The 18,860-nt window shown below is 71.8% G+C and carries 10 protein-coding genes; 7 read left to right on the forward strand and 3 right to left on the reverse strand.

Translation table 11 applies throughout. The features are described 5' to 3' along the window. The first annotated feature begins 14 nt into the window (after positions 1–14). The 7 genes from ACWCRB_RS15880 (at position 15) to ACWCRB_RS15910 (ending at position 12,459) form a co-directional block, all read left to right on the forward strand. Entirely contained in the window at positions 15–356 is a 342-nt protein-coding gene (locus ACWCRB_RS15880; protein ID WP_450996606.1) for a hypothetical protein, read from the forward strand. Continuing rightward, positions 353–769 (forward strand): GPW/gp25 family protein, encoded by a 417-nt coding sequence (locus ACWCRB_RS15885; protein WP_369034713.1) that lies wholly within the window; start codon positions 353–355, stop codon positions 767–769. Before ACWCRB_RS15880 ends, ACWCRB_RS15885 begins: the two co-directional genes overlap by 4 nt. Beyond that, on the forward strand, positions 766–3,930 hold the full coding sequence (locus tag ACWCRB_RS15890; protein ID WP_450996607.1) for a putative baseplate assembly protein: 3,165 nt from the start codon (positions 766–768) through the stop codon (positions 3,928–3,930). The genes ACWCRB_RS15885 and ACWCRB_RS15890 overlap by 4 nt, the downstream gene beginning before the upstream one ends. Beyond that, entirely contained in the window at positions 3,927–7,751 is a 3,825-nt protein-coding gene (locus ACWCRB_RS15895; RefSeq protein WP_450996608.1) for a putative baseplate assembly protein, read from the forward strand. Before ACWCRB_RS15890 ends, ACWCRB_RS15895 begins: the two co-directional genes overlap by 4 nt. Beyond that, positions 7,751–9,925 carry a hypothetical protein gene (locus tag ACWCRB_RS15900; RefSeq protein ID WP_450996609.1) on the forward strand — a complete coding sequence of 725 codons (2,175 nt, stop codon included), beginning with the start codon at positions 7,751–7,753 and terminating at the stop codon, positions 9,923–9,925. The genes ACWCRB_RS15895 and ACWCRB_RS15900 overlap by 1 nt, the downstream gene beginning before the upstream one ends. Before the next feature lie 78 nt (positions 9,926–10,003). Continuing rightward, positions 10,004–11,575 (forward strand): DUF6519 domain-containing protein, encoded by a 1,572-nt coding sequence (locus tag ACWCRB_RS15905; RefSeq protein WP_450996610.1) that lies wholly within the window; start codon positions 10,004–10,006, stop codon positions 11,573–11,575. Beyond that, entirely contained in the window at positions 11,575–12,459 is an 885-nt protein-coding gene (locus ACWCRB_RS15910; protein ID WP_450996611.1) for a peptidoglycan-binding protein, read from the forward strand. The genes ACWCRB_RS15905 and ACWCRB_RS15910 overlap by 1 nt, the downstream gene beginning before the upstream one ends. 48 nt (positions 12,460–12,507) lie before the next feature. Here ACWCRB_RS15910 and ACWCRB_RS15915 read toward each other — a convergent pair whose 3' ends face one another. The 3 genes from ACWCRB_RS15915 to ACWCRB_RS15925 all read right to left on the reverse strand — a co-directional run bounded on the left by ACWCRB_RS15915 (position 12,508) and on the right by ACWCRB_RS15925 (position 18,750). Further along, on the reverse strand, positions 12,508–13,887 hold the full coding sequence (locus ACWCRB_RS15915; protein WP_450996612.1) for a M1 family metallopeptidase: 1,380 nt from the start codon (positions 13,885–13,887) through the stop codon (positions 12,508–12,510). 92 nt (positions 13,888–13,979) lie between these two features. Next, positions 13,980–17,855, reverse strand: coding sequence for a Pls/PosA family non-ribosomal peptide synthetase (locus ACWCRB_RS15920; protein WP_450996613.1), 3,876 nt, complete (start codon positions 17,853–17,855; stop codon positions 13,980–13,982). A gap of 274 nt (positions 17,856–18,129) precedes the next feature. After that, positions 18,130–18,750 carry an RICIN domain-containing protein gene (locus tag ACWCRB_RS15925; RefSeq protein WP_450996614.1) on the reverse strand — a complete coding sequence of 207 codons (621 nt, stop codon included), beginning with the start codon at positions 18,748–18,750 and terminating at the stop codon, positions 18,130–18,132. Positions 18,751–18,860: the final 110 nt, after the last annotated feature.

The raw sequence follows: 18,860 nt of genomic DNA on the forward strand, positions 1-18,860 counted from the left end.
GGGGACGAAGAGAAGTGTCCGGGAGTCTGCTCGATGCGAGCGCCGTGATCGGCTGCCCGCACGGCGGTCGTGTCAGCGCCGCCACCACACCCACCGGCGGCGTACGAGTCGCGGGCGCCGCCGTCGTCACGGCCACGCACGCCCACGCCGTCGTCACCGGCTGCCCGCACACCGTCGACGGTGTGCCCACGCCCTGCGTCTCGGTCCGCTGGACCGCCGGCGGCAGCAGTGGCGTTCTCGTCGACGGCGCGCCCGTGCTGCTCGACACCTCCGCGGCCCAGTGCTTCACGTCGGCCTTCGTCCCGCAGGGACCGCCCGTCGTCCAGGCCGCGCAGCGAAAGGTCACCGTCCGATGAGCCGCCCGACCAACCCCGGCGCCATGAACACAGCAACGAACGCACGCCCCCGCAGCGACATCGCCTTCCCCTTCCGCGCCGACCGCCGTGGCCGCACCGCGCACGCCCGGCACGCCGAGCACGTCCACGACCTGGTCGAGCAGCTCCTCTTCACCAGCCCCGGCGAGCGCGTGATGCGCCCCGACTTCGGCTGCGGACTCCTCGACCTCGTCTTCGCGCCCAGCAGCCCGGAACTGATCAGCACGCTCGAACTCTCCGTACAGGCCTCGCTCCAGCGCTGGCTCGGCGACCTCATCGACGTACTGGCCCTCGACGTGTTCGGCGAGGACAACGTCGTACGCGTCCATCTCTCGTACGTCGTACGCGCCACCGGCACCCGACGCGACGACGTCTTCGAAGGGCGGGCCGCATGAGCACCAACGCGACCAGCGGCAGTACCGTTTCCCGGCGCGCCAAGGTAAGAGCCGCCCAGCTCAACGGAGTTGACGCCGTCGAGGTCAGTGACGACGGACTGCTGCTCACCGTCACCTTCCTCGGCAAGGCCCCCCACGGCCTGTGCCCCGAGAACATCCGCATCGACGGCGGCCGGCGTATCACCGGCATCACCGCCGTCGACGTGAGCGTCGAGCGCGAGGACGACCCGGAACTGGACGACCTCCTGTACGTCACCCTCGACAAGACCGGCGACACCTCCCGCTACCGCCTCTCCCTCGTCGAGACCGACCCGTACGACCGCCCGGGCACCCAGCCCTACCGCGGCTTCGACCAGCGCTACCACTCCGCCTTCTTCTCCTTCCGGCCCGACTGCCCAACTCCCTTCGACTGCAAGGAAGATGAGCGGCAGACGGCAGCCGCCTTCCCTGATACACCCGTCGTCGACTACACCGCCCGCGACTACGACACGATCCGCAAGCTCCTCTTCGACCGGCTCGCGCTCACCACCCCCGACTGGGTCGAGCGCAACCCCGCCGATCTGGGCGTCGCCCTCGTCGAGCTGCTCGCGTACACCGGCGACCAGATCAGCTACCAGCAGGACGCCGTCGCCACCGAGGCCTACCTCGACACCGCCCGCCGCCGGGTCTCCGTACGCCGGCACGTCCGCCTCATCGACTACGCGATGCACGACGGGTGCACGGCACGGGCGTACGTCGCCGTCGAGACCGCCGGTGACCACACGCTCGCCCCGGGCACCTTCCGCTTCGCCTCCGTCGACGTCCGCACCCTCGACCCGCACGACCGGCCCGAGCCCGGCACCGTCGTCGACGACCACGATCTCGCCGACCTCGACGAGCGCGGCTCGGTGGAGGTCTTCGAACCGGTCCTGGCCGCCGACCAGTTGGAGCTGAGGGTCGCCCACAACGCGATCCGGCTGTGGACCTGGGGCGACGAGGTGTCCGCCCTCCCGAAGGGCGCCACCGCCGCCACCCTGCGCGACGAGTGGCAGGACCCCGAGACCTGCCGGGACCGCCGACTCGACCTCAGGCCGGGCGACTTGCTGATCCTGGAAGAGGTCAAGGGCCCGCGCACCGGCACCCCCGGCGACGCCGACCCCACCCACCGCCAGGCCGTCCGCCTCACCTCCGTCACCCCCGCCCTCGACCGCATCGAGGACCAGCCGGTCCTGGAGGTCACCTGGGCCGCCGAGGACGCCCTCCGCTTCCCGCTCTGCCTCACCACCCGCAGCGGACGCGACTGCCTGCCGGTCGAGGACGTAACCCTGGCCCGCGGCAACGTCGTCCTCGTCGACCACGGCCGCTCCCTCCCCGGCGACGGACTCCCCGAGACGTTCACCGTCCCGCCCGTACCCGCCGTCGTCGCCCCCTGCGAACCGCCCGTCTTCGGCTGCGCCGACCAAACCGAGGGCAACGCGCCCGCCCGGCTCGTCAACTCCCTCGCGGACAAGGCGGAGAGCGGGCAATCGCTGTCGGCCGACGACATCCGCGAGCTGTTCGACGTACTCGGCGAGGCCGCCACGACCCGCGCCGGACTCGGTCTCGAACGCGCCGGACAGCGGCACGAACGGGTGGTGCCCGGTACGGCGTACGCCCAGGCCGCAGCACTTCGGACCCTGCTCGCGCAGTCCGTCTACCCCGGTATCAAGCCCCGCTTCCGGCCGGTCCTCGGGCGGTCCCCGATCGCCCAGGCGGTGCCGTTCCCCGACCCGGCGACCGTCTCCGCAGGCCAGGCCGAGCGGATCGCGGCGATCCCCGGGCGGGTGCGGCAGCGGCTCGTCGAGCTGTGGCGCAGCGCCCGTGACCGCGACGGGCTCAGTGACGAGGAGATCGCCGAACTCACCGTCGTGTACGGCCTGAAGGTGCTGGAGCGGATCGAACTCCGCCGCCATCCCGTCCGTGCCCTGCGCGAACTCCTGTTCCGCAACGACGAGTTGCTCGACGGCAAGCTGCGCCGCATCGAGATCCTCACCGCCCGGGCCCGCGCCGGTACCGTCCTCGACGGGCACATCGCCTGGGAGATCGCGCACAGTTGGGGCCCGGCGTACGCGGCCGGACTCCACCCCGACGAGCCCGTACTGCGCGGGTCGGCTGCCGCGGCTCTCACCCAGGACCCGCGCCGCGCGCTGCCCGCCGTAAGCCTCCGGCAACAGGAGGTCGACCACACCTGGTACCCGCGCCGCGACCTGCTGGGCAGCGGCTCCCGGGACCGGCACTTCGTCGGCGAACTGGAGGACGACGGACGGCTCGCACTCCGCTTCGGCGACGGTCGGCACGGCGCCCGACCCGTCCCGGGGACCCGTCTGGCCGCCCGCTACCGCCTCGGCGGCGGCAGTGCGGGCAACGTCGGCGCCGAGGCCATCAACCACCTCGTCGTCAACTACCAGGATCCGCAGGGGGATTGCGCGCCACCGCGCGTCGCCGTCGTCCGCAACCCGCTGCCCGCCACCGGCGGCACGGAACCCGAAGCGGTCGACCAGGTACGGCAGTTGGCCCCCCTCGACCTGCGCCGCACCCGCCTGCGCGCGGTCACCGCCGAGGACTACGCGGCCCTCGTCACCGCCCTCCCCGGCGTCCAGCGCGCCGCCGCCGAGATCCGCTGGACCGGCAGCACCCAGGAAGCCCACATCGCGATCGACGCGTACGGCACCGGCGAGCCCCGGCCCGAGCTGTTCTCCTCCGTCGCCCAGGCGCTGGAGGCGTACCGGCGCATCGGTCACGACCTCGTCGTCGGCCCCGCCCGGCACGTACCGCTGGACCTCGCGCTGACCGTGTGCGCCGCGCCCGGGCACCAGCACGGGCAGATCCTCGCCGAGTTGTACCGCGTACTCGGCACCGGCCGACTGCCCGACGGGCGGCTCGGCTTCTTCCACCCGGACGCGCTGACCTTCGGCGAGCCGGTCCGGCTCAGCCGCCTGGTCGCCGTGGCCGCCGCCGTACCCGGGGTGGAGGGCGTCCAAGTCACCAGGCTGCGGCGGCTGTTCGAGCAGGACCGAGGAGAGAGGGAGGACGGCGTGCTGCGGCTCGGCCCGTTGGAGATCGCCACCTGCGACAACGACCCGGACCGGCCGGAGAACGGCCTCCTGGCGATATCCCTGACGCCTCCCGGAGGTGCCCGATGACCACCGAACTGTCCGTCCAGGACACCGACTTCGAGGATGACTGCACCTGCGGCGGCGCCTGCCGCACCGGGCACGACGAGCGGCTCGCCCCGGCCCCGCTCCACAACCCGCCCGGCCGCACCGCCCTCGACTACCGCGTAGGCGAGTACGGCAGCTTCCGGGCCGCTCTCCTCGACCGGCTCGCCTCACCCGCGTACCCGGCCCTCGGCGGCCTCACCGTCCGCACCCCGGACGACCCGGCGCTCGGCCTGCTCGACGCCACCGCCGTCCTCGGCGACCTGCTCACCTTCCACTCCGAGCGGATCGCCGACGAGGCCTACGTCCGTACGGCCAACGAGCACCGCTCGCTGGTGCTGCTCGGGCGGCTCGTCGGGCACCGGCCGCGACCCGGCGTCGCCGCCAACGCCCATCTCGCGTACACCCTCGAACGCGACCCGCGCGCCGAGACGCTGCCCGTGCTGATTCCGCGCGGGGCCCGCAGCAACAGCGTGCCGGCGTCCGCCGACGAGCAGTCGCAGACCTTCGAGACGAGCCGCGATCTGACGGCCCGCTGGGACTGGAACGAGCTGAAGGTCCGCCGTCGGCGGCCCTCTCTCCTCACCCCCGAGGATCTGGAGACGCGCTCCGAACTCTTCGTCGAGGGCACCGCGAACTCCCTCCAGGTCGGGGACCAGTTGCTGTTTGTGTTCGGTGAACGGGCCGGCGGTGAGCGCAAGTTGGTGCCTGTTGCCGACACACGTGTTGATCGGGACGACGACATCACGGCGATCTCGCTGCCGCAGTCGGCTCCGCGCACGCTGAAGGAGCTGGTTGATGAGGTCCGCGTGTGGATCGCGGAGCCTGCGACTCCGGGGGAGCCGGGTGATGAACCGCCGACCCCGGAGGTGCCGAATCCGCGCCCGGTGAGTCGGTTGATCGAGGACTTCGACGATCAGGTTCTAGCGCCGTTGCGCAGCGACCTGGACGGGGTGAAGTCTCCGGAGCAGCTTGCGGCTCGGCTGGGGGAGCCTGTTGCGCGGCTTGGTGAGGCGCAGGTGTTGGCTACGCCGTATGAGGATGTCTCGGCGTGGTTCGAGCAGTTGGAGGCGGTGCTGGGCGAACTTGGTGAGCGTGCTCTTGAGTTGGCGCCGGCACAGCTTGATGCTGCAGGTGGTCGGGCGGGTGCTGCGCCGTTGGGGCTGGTCGCGCAGTTCCCCGCGCCCCTGAGGTCCGATTCACGTACCGCCGCCTTCCAAGCCCTGGCCTCTGTCCTGCCCGCCCTTCGTGCCTCGGCGCCCAGCCCCGCCGCGCCCACCCGCACCCGGCAGCCCGACACCGCTCGGCTGCTCTCGGCGCTCAATCCCGGTCTCGGTAGCCTCTACCCGGCCTGGCGTACCGCCGCTGCCCCAAGTGCGCCGCAGTTGCTCCGTGAGCTGCTCGCGCTGCGTGTCACGACGGCGCCCTTCGGTTCCACCGCGCCGCTCAAGCCGGTCCAGGACGATCGGGGCCGGGTCATCCGGAGTGCCGACTGGCCGCTCACGGGAGCCGCGCTCACCAGCATGCGGGTCGTCTACGACGCGGCGGGCAAGGTTCCGGTCAGGGCCGAGTTCCAGTATGTCGAGGGGAGCAGCTCCGACCAGCGGGCCGAGAACCTGCCCGTGCCGCAGTTCGTCACGTTCCCGCTGGGCGTGGGGCAGGTCGAGCTGTCCGTGCGCGCGGGTCAGGAGCGCGACCAGAGCCGGTCCGGCCGACGCGCCGCCGACTCCCCGAGCCCGCAGGGGCCAGGGGTCACCGCCCGGCTGCACTCCGGGCTGCCGGAGCGCGTGGTGACCGTCTCGCGGCCCGACGACGAGGGCCTGGTGCACGTACGCATCGAGAACGGCGACGCGCACGAGATCGCCCTGCGGCCGGGCGTCCCCGAGCAGTTCACCCACGGCGAGTACGAGGTGAGCCTGCGCTACACGCCGAGCGCCGCCGAGCCGAATGTGGAGGTGGTCATCGCGAGCAAGCCGCTGGCCGTCAACCGCACCGTCCTCCAGCTCGACACCGTCCACACCGGCATCACCGTCGGCAGCTGGGTCGCGATCCAGCGCCCCGCAAAGGGAGTTGAGGGTGGAATCCCCGGCGACCCGAAGCTCGCTTTCGTCACCACACAGGTGGTCGCCGCCCGTACGGCCGTCTACACCAACTACGGCATCGCCGGCCGGGGCACCGAACTCACCCTCGCCGACCCCTGGTTGGACGAGTTCGACGTGCTGCTCTCGCATATCCGCGACACCACCGTGCACGCGGACGGCGAACCCCTCCGCCTCGCCGACGAGCCGCTCGGCGAGGACGTGCACGGCAACGAGATCGAACTCGCCGACCTGTACGACGGGTTGAGGCCCGGCCGGACCCTGATCGTCACCGGCGAACGCACCGACATCCCCGGCACGGTCGGCGTCCAGGCCACCGAGGTCGTTACCCTCGCCGCCGCCGATCCGGCAGTGGATCCCCAACTCCCCGGCGACCACGTCCACACGCGGCTCGTCCTGACCGCCGACCTCGCCCACCGCTACCACCGCGCGAGCGTCCGCATCCTCGGCAACGTCGTCGAGGCCACACACGGCGAGGGCCGCGACGAGGCCATCGGCAGCGGCGACTCGGACCGGGTCAACCAGACCTTCGCGCTCTGGCAGTCCCCGCTCACCTGGCTCGCCGACGACAACCCCCTGGGTGCCACAGCGGTGTTGGAGATCCGCGTCGACGGCCTGCGCTGGCACGAGGTCGACAGCCTCGCCGGACGCGGCCCGCGCGACCGCGTCTACATCACCGGCACCACCTCCGACGGCCGTACGACGGTGACCTTCGGCGACGGAGTCAACGGCGCCCGGCTGCCCACCGGTCACGAGAACATCCGCGCCCGCTACCGCTTCGGCACCGGCCAGGCCGCCAACACCGCCGCCGACCGGATCACCCAGCCCCTCACCCGGCCGCTCGGCGTCAGCCGCGTCACCAACCCCCGCCCGGCGACCGGCGGTTCGGACGCCGACGGGCCCGGCCTGACCCGCCGTACGATCCCGCTCGCCGTATCGGCCCTGGACCGACTGGTGTCCGACATCGACTACGAGGACTTCGCCCGCTCCCGCGCCGGCATCGGCCGGGCCACAGCCCGTGAACTCTTCGACGGACGGCGGCGGTTGCTGCATGTCACGGTCGCGGGCACGGACGACGTCCCGATCGCCGACGACTCGGACATCATTCGGGCCTTGCGCGGCGCCCTCACCGAGTACGGCGACCCGAACCTCCCCGTCCGCGTCGACGTCCGCGAACTCGTCCTCCTCCTCGTCGCGGCCCGGGTCAAGGTCGCCCCGGACTACGCCTGGGAGCTGGTCGAGCCACGCCTGCGCCAGGCCCTGCTCCGCCGACTCGGCTTCGAGGGGCGGGAGTTGGGCCGCCCGGCCCGTCTCTCCGAGGTCCTCGCCACGGCCCACACCGTGCCCGGCGTCGACTACATCGACGTCGACGTCTTCACCGGCGTCCCCGCCTCCGCCACCCCGGACCAGCTCACCGAGCTGCTCGCCCACCCGGGCACGCCGAGGCCCTCGGTGCCGGCCCGCGAGGCGACGTACGACGAGCAGACCCACACGGTACGGAACGCGGACGGCGAGACCCTGTCCTCGGTCTGCGCCCGCTACGGCGTCCCGCTCGCCGAACTCCTGCGCCTGAACCCCGACATCACCGACACCCGGCGCCTCGCCAAGGGCCGGACGGTGTACGTCTTCCGCGGCATCCGCCCCGCCCAGCTCGCCCTGCTGTCCCCGCGCGCCGCGGACACCCTGATACTCACGGAGGTCAAGTGATGTCCCCGGACGTCGAGTTCGAGACCACAACCCAGGGGACCGCCCGCGAGCCCGACGGCCTCGCCGCCCTCCTGCCCCGCTGGCACCTCCTGCGCGACGCCGAGGAAGGCGAACCGCTGCGTGCGTTGCTCGCGGTCGTCGCCGAGCAACTCGACCGCGTACGCGACGGGGTCGAGCAGGGCTACGAGGACCTGTTCGTCGAGACGGCGGCCCCCTGGGTGCTGCCCTACCTCGGCGACCTGGTCGGCTACCGCACCCTCCCCGGCTACGAACGCGTCCTCACCACCGGCCTGCACGAGGGCGGCCGGGCCGCGCTCGCCGAGGCGATCGCGCCGCGCGCCGACGTGGCGGCGACCGTCGCCAACCGCCGCCGCAAGGGCACTCTGCACCTCCTGGAGGAGATCTCCGAGCAGGTCGCCGACTGGCCCGCGCGTGCCGTCGAGCTGTCGCGCCTGGTCGCCCACAACCAGCCGGTCAAGCTCCACCGCGACACGGGACGGGGCAGCCTCCTCGACCTCCGGGACAGTTCCGCGCTCGCCCTCGTCGGCGGTGCCTTCGACACGTCGGCCCGCACGGTCGACGTCCGCAGCGCCAACTCCCGCCGCAGGCAGGGCGGTTGGACCCCGGCCGGAGTCGGTCTCTTCGTCTGGCGGCTCAAGGCGTACTCGCTGACCCGCTCCCCGGCGTACTGCGTCGACCGCGCCCGCAACCTCTACACCTTCTCGATCCTCGGCAACGACAGCCCCCTGGTCACCAAGCCGGTCCCGGAGCCGTCGCCGACCCACCTCGCCGCCGTCGACAACGTGCCCGCCTTCATCACCCGCCGCCTCCTCCACGACCGCCTGGCCGACTACTACGGCCCCGGCAAGAGCTTCGTGATCCGGCGCGACGGCGAGGACAAACCCGTACCGCCGTCCGACATCGTGGTCACCGACCTCTCCGACTGGCGCTACCGCCCCAAGCGCGGCCAGGTCGCCGTCGACCCCGAGCTGGGCCGGATCGCGTTCGGCGCCCGCTCCGCACCCCGGCAGGGCGTCTGGGTGGACCACCACTACGCGTTCGGCGCCGACATGGGCGGCGGCGAGTACGAGCGCGCCGACCGCGAGGACCGTCCCGACGCCGAGTTCTATCGGGTCGGCCCGGGACAGCCGTACCGCCAGATCATGGACGCCTACCGAGCCTGGCAGCAGGACCGCAGGTCGGATCCGGGTCGCACCGGCCCCGAAGGCATCATCGAGATCACCCACAGCGGCGCCTACCAGGAACAGCTGGACTTCGACCTCGACCCCGGCGACCGTCTCGAACTCCGCGCCGCCGAAGGCACCCGCCCGGTGATCCGCCTCCTCGACTGGTACAGCAACCGCCCCGACGCCCTCAACATCCGTGCCGTGGCGGACGACTGCGCCCCGCACGAGCGCCCCCGGATCACCCTCGACGGACTCCTCGTCGCCGGCCGGGGCATCAACGTCACCGGCCCGATGGGTGCGGTCGTCCTACGGCACTCCACGCTCGTCCCCGGCTGGTCCCTGGAGCCGGAGTGCGATCCGCACTCGCCGGAGGAGCCGAGCATCGTCCTCGAACGCACCACCGCCTGCCTCCAGATCGAGCACAGCATCCTCGGCACCATCGAGGTCATCGGCGACGAGGTCAGCGAGGAGCCCCTCGACATCCACCTCCGCGACAGCGTCCTGGACGCCACCGGCGACGACCGCGAGGCCCTCTCCGCCCCCGACTGCCGCCACGCCCACGCCGTACTCCACCTCCACCGCACCACCGTCATCGGCGAGATCCACACCCATGCGGTACGCATCGCCGAGAACTCGATCTTCACCGGCCGACTGCACGTGGCCCGGCGCGGCATCGGCTGCCTGCGCTATTCGTACGTCCCCACCGGGTCCCGTACGCCCCGCCGCCACCGCTGCCAGCCGGACCTGGCCGGTCGCGAACAGGCGTCCCGCGTACGGCCGTTGTTCGCGTCGCAGCGCTACGGGACGCCCTGGTACGCCCAGTTGGCAGACGGCTCGGCCGAGGAGATCCGGCGCGGCGCGGACGACGGCGCCGAACTGGGCGCCTTCCACGACCTGTACCGCCCGCAGCGCGAGGACGGACTACGGGCGCGACTCGCGGAGTACACGCCCGCCGGAACGGACGCGGGCATCTTCTTCGTGACCTGAGCCGACCGGGCAGCAACCGCCCGCAGCCGCCAACGACCCTGCGAACCCGCACACTTACGACCCTGGGGGACCCCCTTCATGCACGCCGATCTCTCCCGACTCACCTTCCGGCCCGACCGCCACTACTCTGCGGTCATCGCCCAGCAGGGCCGCGTCCAGCTCGACGCCGACGCCAACGAACAGGCCGCGATCCAGCTCCACCAGGCCCGTACCCTCGCCGCCGACCTGATCGGACCGCACGGCGGCCCGCGCGGCTCGGCCGGCTTCCGGGTCGAGTACGTGGGCGGCCGGCACGACATCGACACCCTGTACATCCACGGCGGCCGGTACTACGTCGACGGCATCCTCCTAGACGCGAACCGCCCGGCCCCCGGCACCCCCGTACCGGCGGACGACGAGGACACCCAGGACGCACCGGCCCAGGAGTCAGACACCGTCCAGCCGCCCGCGTACTGGACCTACTGGGACCAGCCCGACGGCTACCGCGACCCGGAGAAGCCCGGTGACCGCCTGCCCTCGCCCGCCCAGTCACCGTTCCTCGTCTACCTCAAGGTGTGGGAGCGCGCGGTGACGGCCGCCGAGGACCCGGCGCTGCGCGAGGTCGCCCTCGGCGCGGCCCTGCCCGACACCGCCGCCCGCGTGAAGGTCGTCTGGCAGGTGCTGCCGCTGTCGCTGGCCGCGCTGGAGATCGACGAGCCCGAGCCGTCGAAGGAGGTGGTGAGCGCTGCCTTCGACCGCTGGGCGCTGAAGCAGTCCACCCCCACGGCCCGCCTCGCCGCCCGCAGCGAACGCCCCGACCACGCCGACGAGGACCCCTGCCTCATAAAGCCGGACGCCCGCTACCGGGGCCCCGAGAACCAGCTCTACCGCGTCGAGATCCACGACGCGGGCGAGGCCAAGGACGCCACCTTCAAGTGGTCCCGCGAGAACGGCTCGGTCGTCTTCCCGGTCGACGAACTCGACGGTACGTGGGTCCAGTTGGCGTCCCTCGGCTACGACGACAAGCTCGACCTGGACGTCGGCGACCGCGTCGAGTTCACCGACACGGCGTACGCCTCCCGCCTCGAACCCCTGCCCCTCCTCCGGGTCGAGGAACTGGACCTCCCCGGCCGCCGGGTCCGTCTCTCCGCCGAACCGGAGCCGGGTGTGGGCCGCCTGCCCCACCTCAACCCCTTCCTCCGCCGCTGGGACCACCACGAGGGCCCGAAGCGCAAGGGCCGTACGACAGCGCTGCGCAACGGAGCCGTACCGGTCGCCGAGGGGGAGTGGCTGCCCCTGGAGGACGGCGTCGAGGTCTACTTCGCCAAGGGCGCCGCCTACACGACCGGCGACCACTGGCTGATCCCCGCCCGCACCGCGACCGGCAGCGTCGAATGGCCGGTCGACCAGGCCCGCCGCCCCCTCCTCCAGGCACCCGGCGGCATCGTCCGCTCCTTCGCCCCGCTGGCCCTGGTCAAGGGCGAGGGCAGCACCGTGGACCTGCGCCGAGCCTTCGGCCTGGCCGCGAGCAGCATCCCGGCGGCCGACGAGGCGGCCCTCGCGACGGAGGCCCAGGCCCGCAGGGAGGAGCAGTCGGCGGACGCCGACCCCTCCCATGGCCGATCCCAGACCACCGCGGAAGCGGAGGCGGCAGTGGACGGAGACAAGTAATGGCGAATCCGCTCAGCGCGTCCAAGCTGCTGGAACTCCTGCGCGCGGAGGGCCTGACGGTCCACGAGGTCCGCAACTGGCGCACCCACAACCGCAATTCGAAGGGCCCCTGGGGCCCGGTCAACGGCGTGATGATCCACCACACCGTCACCTCGGGCACGGCCGGCTCCGTGGCCCTCTGCTACAACGGCCACTCCAACCTGCCCGGCCCCCTCTGCCACGGCGTCATCGACAAGGAGGGCCACGTCCACCTGGTCGGCAACGGCAGAGCCAACCACGCGGGCCTCGGCGACAACGACGTCCTGCGCGCCGTCATCAACGAGTCGAAACTCCCCGCCGACAACGAGGCCGACACCGACGGCAACCGCCACTTCTACGGCTTCGAGTGCATCAACCTCGGCAACGGCACGGACCCCTGGCCCGAGGCCCAGAAGGAGGCCATCGAAAAGGTCTCCGCCGCGATCTGCCGCCACCACGGCTGGAGCGAACGCTCGGTCATCGGCCACAAGGAATGGCAGCCCGGCAAGGTGGACCCCCGGGGCTTCACGATGGACAGCATGCGCACCCGCATCCGCGAACGCCTGGCAGGGGGAGGAGGAGGCGGCAAGGACACACCGCAGCCCACACCCCCCAAGCCGACGTACGTGCCGTTCCCGGGTAGTGGCTTCTTCCACGCAGGCCAGAAGTCCCCACTGATCACAGCAATGGGCCGCCGCTTGGTGGCGGAGGGCTGTGGTCGCTACGAGAACGGCCCGGGCCCGGAATGGACGGAGGCCGACCGCAAGTCCTACGCGGCCTGGCAACAAAAGCTCAACTTCAAGGGCAAGGACGCGGACGGAATACCAGGCAAAACAAGCTGGGACAAGCTGAAAGTGCCCCTTTAGGGGCGCGGGGAACTGCGCGACCAGCCACAGCGGACCCGCAGGTACCCACTAAGCAGTAGACGGCGGATAAGAGGGCCGCGCAGGCACACGTGGCCCTCCCGTAACCGGAGTCGGCAACTTCGGCAACGCACCCTCGTACAGCCACGCATTCAACAACTCGTCCAGGGGCTCCACCGCAAACCGAGCCACATAAGCCGTGAACGTACCCGTACTCACCGACCCACCCCGATGCAGCCCGGCCCACCCCCGCAGCATCCGGAAAAACACCTCGTCCCCCAAAGCACACCGCACCGCATGCACGGTAAGCCCACCCCGCTGATACAACCGGTCGTCGAACATCAACTTCCGCCCAGGATCGGCGAGCCGAAGATCCTGCGGCCGCCCGGCCAGCAACCGATGCGCGACCGCGGCATGTTGCTGCGCACTACGCCCACCGGACCGCTCCGACCACAACCACTCCGCGTACTTGGCGAACCCCTCGTTCAGCCAGATGTGCCGCCAGTCCGCGATGGACACACTGTTCCCGAACCACTGGTGCGCCAGCTCGTGCGCGACGAGCCGTTCCGAACTCCGCGCCCCGTCCACATGGTTGGCGCCGAACAGCGACAACCCCTGTGCCTCGACGGGCACATCGAGTTCCTCCTCGGTCACCACGACCGCGTACTCACCGAACGGATACGGCCCGAACAGCTCCTGGAACAGCTCCATCATGGCGGGCTGGCGAGCGAAGTCCCGGGAGAACTCGGGCAGCAACTCGGCCGGAATGTGCCCGTGTTGAGGCACACCGCCGAGCCCCGGGTCACCGAGCAGCACGGTCTGGTACTTGCCTATCGACAGCCCCACCAGATAGCTCGACGTCGGCGCGGACTGCTCGTACACCCAAGTCGTCGTAGAAGCCTTCGTCGTCCTCGTCAGCAGCCGCCCACCCGCCACCACCGAGTACGCGGACGGCGTAGTGATCGAGATCTGGTAGGACGCCTTGTCGGCGGGCCGGTCGTTGCACGGGTACCAGGACGGTGCCCCGATCGGCTGGCTCGCCACCAGCGCCCCGTCCTCCAGCTCCTCCCAGCCGAGCCCGCCCCACGGGCTGCTCACCGGCTTGGGGTTGCCCGCCCAGTGCACCTCGACGGTGAACGCGGCCCCCGGCCGGGGAGCCTTCGCGGGACGGATACGCAGCCGGCCGCCCCGGTGCGTGTAGTGCGCCGCCTTGCCGTCCACCCGGATCCGGCCGATCTTGAAGTCGCCCAGGTTCAGCTGGAACTCGGCGAGCGGGGACCGGCCCGCTATCGCGTTGATCCGGGCCGTGCCCGCCAGCCGGTTCGGGCCGGGGCGGTAGTCCAGCGCGAGCTCGTACCGGTGCACCCGGTAACGGGCGTCACCGTTTGCCGGGAAGTACGGGTCCGAACCCACTGTCTGCTGAACGCTCACTGCTGAGTCTGCTCCCTGCGCTGTGCTCGTACGTGGTGCCGGAGATACACCGTCCCCTGCCCCGGTACCCGGACGAGCCGCGCTCAGCGCTTTCAGGAACGCCATGACTCGATCGGGTTGCCCAGCCAGCGGGTGTCGTCGGGAACGGACTCCGCCGCCATGACCAGCGACGCGGGACCCAGAGTGGACCGGGCGCCGACCGTGGAACCGGGCAGGACGATCCCGCCAGGACCCAGCGTTGCGCCCTCACGGAGGACCACAGTATCCGTCCGCAAGATCCGGTCGTGGAAGAGGTGCGTCTGGAGGACACATCCCCGGTTCACGGTGGCCGCGTCCTCGATGGTCACCAGGTCGGTCTCGGGCAGCCAGTAGCTCTCCACCCAGACGCCCTTCCCGATGTGCGCGCCGAGCCCGCGCAGCCACGCCGACATCACCGGCGTACCCGGCACGGAACCCGCGAGCCACGGCACGGCGACGACCTCGACGAAGGTGTCCGCCAGCTCGTTCCGCCACACGAAACCGCTCCACAGCGGATGCTCACCGGCGCGGTGGCGCCCCACGAGCACCCACTTGGCGACGATGGACAGCACACAGGCGAGCGCGCCGACTCCGAGCAGTACCAGCCCGCCCACCAGCCAGAACCAGCCTCCGAGCACACTGAAGGCAGCCACCGTCAGCACGGCCAGGCCCGCCGAGCAGAACACCGGCACGATCCGGAACAGCTCCACCAGCGCCCGCGCCCACAGCAGACGCGCGGGCGGATCGTACGTACGGCTCTGATCGCCGCCGCTCGCCGCCCGGGGCAGCTTCATCGGAGGCAGGCCCAAGTACGAGCTGCCCTTCTTGGCCTTCTTCGGCGTGGCAGAGAGGACCCCGACCAGCCCGCCGTCGGGCACCGAGCGGCCCGGCGCGGTCATCCCCGAGTTGCCCAGGAAGGCCCGCCGCCCGATCTCGGCCCGCCCGATCCGCAGCCAGCCGCCACCCAGCTCGTACGGAGCGGTCAGGGTGTCGTCGGCCAGGAAGGCGCCCTCGCCGACGGTCGTCAGGCTCGGCAGCGCCAGTACGGTCGACACCTCGGCGCCGCGCCCGATCCGCATCCCGAGCAGCCGCAGCCACACCGGAGTGATCAGCCCGGCGTACAGCGGGAACAGCGTCTCGCGGGAGCGGTCCATCAGCTGCGTGACCGTCCAGGCCTGCCAGCCGATCCTGCTGTGCGTGGGATGCGTACCCTCGCGCAGCCCCAGACTCAGCAGCCGTACGGCGATCAGCAGCACCAGCGCGTACGCGAGACCGAAGGCCAGCGTGGCAGGTACCAGCGCGAGCGCGACGCCCCGCAACGCGGCACCGAGCCCGGCGCTCGGGTCGACGAACAGGCTCGTGACCAGCAGCGCGACCACACCCGCCAGCACCGGCAGCGCACTCAGCGCGAACCCGGTGATGCCGTACATGGCCCGCCAGGCGCGCCCGCGCTGCGGACGCTCCTTCGGCCAGTTCCGCTTGGCCTTGCCGAGCTTGACGGCCGGTGCCCCGGCCCAGCGCTGCCCGGTCGGCACGGTCCCGGCGACCGCCGAACCCGGCGCCACCTCGGCCCGCTTGCCGACCCGGGCTCCCGGGAAGAGCAGACTGCGCGTCCCGACGACAGCGCCGGCACCCACCTTGACCTGCCCGATCTCCAGCCGGTCCCCGTCCAGCCAGTGCCCGGACAGATCCACCTCGGATTCGACGGCCGCGCCACGTCCCAGCTTGAGCATGCCGGTGACCGGCGGCAGCGAGTGCAGATCGACGTCCGCCCCGACCTTGCCGCCCAGCGCACGCGCGTACCGCTCCAGCCAGGCCCCGGTCAGCGAGGTCGCCCCGCTGAACTCGGCGAGCCGCTCGGCCGTCCAGAGGCGAAGGTGCACGCTGCCACCGCGCGGATACCGCCCCGGCTTGACGCCCCGGAGCAGCAGGCGCGCCCCACCGGCCGCGAGCGCGAGCCGCCCGGGCGGCGAGAAGAACACGGCGGCCCCGGCGGCCACCGCCCACCACGAAGTGACCGGCGCCCACGGATAAGCACCGAACCAGTGCAGTACGTTCGCGGCGGCGGCCAGCGCGACCGCCCACCGGAGTCCGAGCAGCGTGAAGAGCGGGACCAGCAGGAGCAGCTGGAGGGCCTTGGCGCGCAGCGGCACCGGCGCGATGACCCGTCCGCTGGTGTCGTCCTGCGCGGACTCCTCCAGATGCCGGGCGAGCGCGCGCAGCACGGGCTGCTGGTAGATGTCGAGGACGGCCGCGCTCGGGTAGCGCGTCCGCAGCTTCGTGGTCAGCAGGGCGGCGGCGAGACTGCTGCCGCCGATCGCGAAGAAGTCGTCGTCCGCGCTACCGACCGGGATGCCGAGGACCTCGCCCCACTGCTCGGCGAGCCACGCCTCGGTGCCGTACAGCTCGGCGGCGGGCCCGGTCTCGAACCCCTCCAGCGGCCACGGCAGGGCGTTCCGGTCGACCTTGCCGGACGTACGCGTCGGCAGGTCCTCGACCGGCGCGAGCAGCGGCACCAGGGCGGCGGGCAGCTCGGCCCGCAGCCGCTCCACGGCGGCGGCCTGGTCCCAGCCGTCCTGCGTGACGACATAGCCGACGAGGAGCTGGTTGCCGCTCCGGGCGGTCCGTACGGCGGCTGCGGCACCGGCGACACCGGGCAGCGCCTGGAGCGCGGAGTCGACCTCGCCCAGTTCGATCCGGCGTCCGCCGAGCTTGATCTGCTCGTCGGCCCGGCCGAGGAAGATCAGCCCCTCGGGCTCCGCCTTGACGAGGTCACCGCTGCGATAGGCCCGCTCCCAGCCGAGGGATTCGAGCGGCGCGTACTTCTCGGCGTCCTTCTCGGCATCGAGATACCGCGCGAGTCCGACACCGCCGATCACCAGCTGACCGCTGGCGCCCATGGCGACGGGCTCCCCGGCCTCGTCGACGACGGCGAGTTCCCACCCATTGAGGGGCAGCCCGATCCGAATGGGCTCCTCCCCGGTCATCAGGGAGGCACAGGCGACGACGGTGGCCTCGGTGGGCCCGTAGGTGTTCCACACCTCGCGCCCCTCGGTCACCAGCCGCTGCACCAGCTCGGGCGGGCAGGCCTCTCCGCCGAAGATCAGCAGCCGTACGTCGTTGAGGGTCTCGGGCTCCCACAGCGCGGCCAGCGTGGGCACGGTCGAGACGACGGAGATCTCCTGCTCGACCAGCCAGGGCCCCAGGTCGGCCCCGCTACGCACCTGGGAGCGCGGTACGGGCACCAGGCAGGCCCCGTAGCGCCAAGCCAGCCACATCTCCTCGCAGGAGGCGTCGAAGGCCACGGAGAGCCCCGCCATGACCCGGTCGCCGGGCCCCACGGGATCGTCGGTGAGGAAGAGGGCGGCCTCGGCGTCCACGAAGGCGGCGGCGCTGCGATGGCTGACCGCGACGCCCTTGGGCTTCCCGGTGGAGCCGGAGGTGAAGATGATCCAGGCGTCGTGCTCGACCCCGGGGCGGCGCGCGGACAGCTCGCTGCGGTCGCCGGGAACGGTGATCTCGTACCCGGCCCCGACAACGGCACGTACCTCCGCCTCCCCGAACACCAGCTCGGCCCGCTCGTCCGGGTCCTCGGCGTCCACGGGAACGTAGGCGGCACCGGCGGCCAGTACGGCCAGGATGGCGACGTACAGCTCATTGGTCCCGGACGGCACCCGGACCCCGACGCGGTCCCCGAGCCCGACACCCGCGGCGCTCAGCCGACGGCGTACGCTCTCCACCTCGACGGCCAGCGCCCGGTAGGTGAGGGAGGTCGTGCCGTCGTCCAGGGCCGGTTCGTTCGGGTACGAACGTACGGCGGCGTCGAAAACGTCGACGAGCGTGCGCGGCGAGGCAGCGGGCCCCGCGGAGAAACGTGCGGTGTCGCCGAACCGTTCGCGGATCTCTTCGTCGAGCAGACCGAGAGCACTGCTCTCGTGTATGGCTGCCATCAGTCCTCGCGTCTCGTTCCCGGAGACATCCGGGTCGCTGGCGGGGCCCGCAGGTCTGCCTGGGGTTGTCCGGTTCCAGCTCCGTTCCGTAACAAGCCGGAAATTTTAGTACGAGGCTAGGCTCGCGCCAGTCCGCATGCCACGTGGGAGGGCCGCAAGGGGGATGCACCCGGGGACGCCGGAACCGTGGCCGACGCCCTGACCTGGTGATCTTCGACGGGCACCCGGACGGACGAGATATCGCCCACACACCCAGTGAAACACGGCAAATCGGTCAGCGAGCGGTCCACTTCTGCTGGGCCTTGCCGTTGCACGACCAGATCTCCAGCGGGGCACCGTTCTTGCCCTTGTCGCCGACGACGTCGATGCACTTGCCGGACGCGTGGCTGAAGATGATGGCTTTGGGGACGACGGCCGGGGCGGTCGTCTTGGCGCTGCTGGTGCCGCTGTTGCTCGAACTGCTGCCGCTGGTCTTGCTCTTGGAGCCGGATCCCGTGCCGCTCTTCGAACCGGATCCCGTGCCGCTCTTCGAACCGGATCCCGTGCCGCTTTTCGAACCGGAGGAGTTCTTCGACGGGTTGGAGCCACTGCCGGAGCCCGTGCTCTGCCCCTTGGCGCTGCTGTTCCCGGCCGCGCCGCCCGCGGTGCCCTTGCCGCCGGTGGGTGTTGGGCTCGGCGAGGCCTGCTTCGACGGCGTCGCCTTTTTCGTGTCCGGCGTCGGCTCGGCCGTCCCGAAGGCGCTCGGAGTCGCCCCGTCCAGCGTGTCGCCCAACAGGGTGTCCGTCGTGCTGTCTCCGGAAGCGGTGCTGACCTGGGTGTCGTCGTCGTTGCGGTTGCTGACCAGGAACGGCACCGACAGCAGGAGCGCGCCCGCGATGGCCGCGGCGGCCGGCATGGCCCGGGGCGGGCGACGAGCGCGGCCATCTCTCCACGGTCATCGACGCGGTGGGTCGCACCATGACCGTGCGCTGCGATCCGGCCGGTCTGCCCGTCGAGAAGGTCAAC

The sequence above is a fragment of the Streptomyces sp. NPDC002156 genome (assembly GCF_053593675.1).

Coding starts and splice junctions, on each gene's coding strand:
- ACWCRB_RS15885 (WP_369034713.1), top strand. CDS start 353: ATGAGCCGCCCGACCAACCCCGGCGCCATGAACACAGCAACGAACGCA.
- ACWCRB_RS15890 (WP_450996607.1), top strand. CDS start 766: ATGAGCACCAACGCGACCAGCGGCAGTACCGTTTCCCGGCGCGCCAAG.
- ACWCRB_RS15895 (WP_450996608.1), top strand. CDS start 3,927: ATGACCACCGAACTGTCCGTCCAGGACACCGACTTCGAGGATGACTGC.
- ACWCRB_RS15900 (WP_450996609.1), top strand. CDS start 7,751: ATGTCCCCGGACGTCGAGTTCGAGACCACAACCCAGGGGACCGCCCGC.
- ACWCRB_RS15905 (WP_450996610.1), top strand. CDS start 10,004: ATGCACGCCGATCTCTCCCGACTCACCTTCCGGCCCGACCGCCACTAC.
- ACWCRB_RS15910 (WP_450996611.1), top strand. CDS start 11,575: ATGGCGAATCCGCTCAGCGCGTCCAAGCTGCTGGAACTCCTGCGCGCG.
- ACWCRB_RS15920 (WP_450996613.1), bottom strand. CDS start 17,855: ATGGCAGCCATACACGAGAGCAGTGCTCTCGGTCTGCTCGACGAAGAG.
- ACWCRB_RS15925 (WP_450996614.1), bottom strand. CDS start 18,750: ATGCCGGCCGCCGCGGCCATCGCGGGCGCGCTCCTGCTGTCGGTGCCG.